Origin of the sequence: Mycobacterium sp. (assembly GCF_008709575.1) — a bacterium.
In the GTDB taxonomy this organism is placed as follows: domain Bacteria; phylum Actinomycetota; class Actinomycetes; order Mycobacteriales; family Mycobacteriaceae; genus Mycobacterium.
The window spans coordinates 1-1,076 of record NZ_VYIK01000187.1; the positions used below are offsets into that span (position 1 = coordinate 1).

General features: G+C 65.7%; 2 protein-coding genes. Both read right to left on the reverse strand.

The window, feature by feature from the left end; all coding sequences use genetic code 11:
* A partial coding sequence (locus tag F6Q13_RS17750; protein WP_293059364.1) for an NADP-dependent oxidoreductase occupies window positions 1–862 on the reverse strand: 862 nt, incomplete at its 3' end.
* A gap of 9 nt (window positions 863–871) precedes the next feature.
* Window positions 872–1,076, reverse strand: a 205-nt coding sequence (locus F6Q13_RS17755) for a L,D-transpeptidase (RefSeq protein ID WP_293059367.1), incomplete at its 5' end; no start/stop codon positions are given.

A 1,076-nucleotide genomic window follows, 5' to 3' on the forward strand; every position in this document is an offset into this window, starting at 1 on the left:
CGAGCGGGTAGCTGGCGGCAATGTCGACATCGATGGCGCCGCTCGCCACCAAATCGGCCATTTCTGCCAGCACTTGCGGCGTTGACGCGTCCATGCTGCCTTCGGTTTTGGCGCCGACCTCAGCCGCTTTAGCGAACGAAATGATCGTTTCGATCCGCTCCGGAGCGACACCGAGGTCAACGGCGAGCTGGACGTACTCCGGGCCGAACAAATCGATGAACGCGTCGATCCCAGCCGGGGCGGCGTCGCGCAGTCGTGCCTGGAGCCCGTCGCCGTACTGGACAGGGACGACGTGATGGGCACGCAGCCAGTCGGCGTTGCGCGCGGAGGCGATGCCGAGCACCTGCGCTTCGTGTAGGGCCAACAGCTGTACCACCAGGCTCCCGACCCCGCCGGCCGCCGCCGACACCGCGATCGTTTCGCCTGGCTGCGGTGCCACCGCCCGGACGGCGGCGTAGGCGGTGACACCGACGACGTAGAGGGAACCCGCGACCTCCCAAGGCAATTGCGCAGGCTTGTGGATCAACTGGCCCACCGGAACAGTCGCGTGGGTGGCGTGGCTGGATCGCCGCAGGCTGAATCCCATCACCTCGTCGCCGGGCGCGAATTCCGTCACGCCCGGCCCCACCCCGACGACGACACCGGCCAAGTCGCTGCCCTCGCCGGAGGGGAACGTCGCCGGGAACATTTCGTGCATCGCGCCCACCCGGATACCGGCCTCGCCGGGATTGATCCCAGCTGCGCGAATCTCGACCAGCACCTCGCCCTCACCGGGTGAGGGCATGTCGATATCGGTCACGTGCAAAACTTCACGTCCCCCGTAGCGGTCGAAACGAACGGCGCGTGCTTTTTCAGGCAGCATTGCGGACCTTTACGCCACCACTTCGATCGGGTCCCCGATGTGCACCGTGTCGAAGTACCAGGCCGCATTGTCCGGGCTGAGGTTGATGCAGCCGTGACTGACGTTGGCGTACCCTTGTGAGTTCACCGACCACGGTGCCGAATGCACATACACCCCGCTCCAGGTGACCCGAACCGCGTACTCGCCTTTAATCAGGTAACCCTCGGGCGAATTC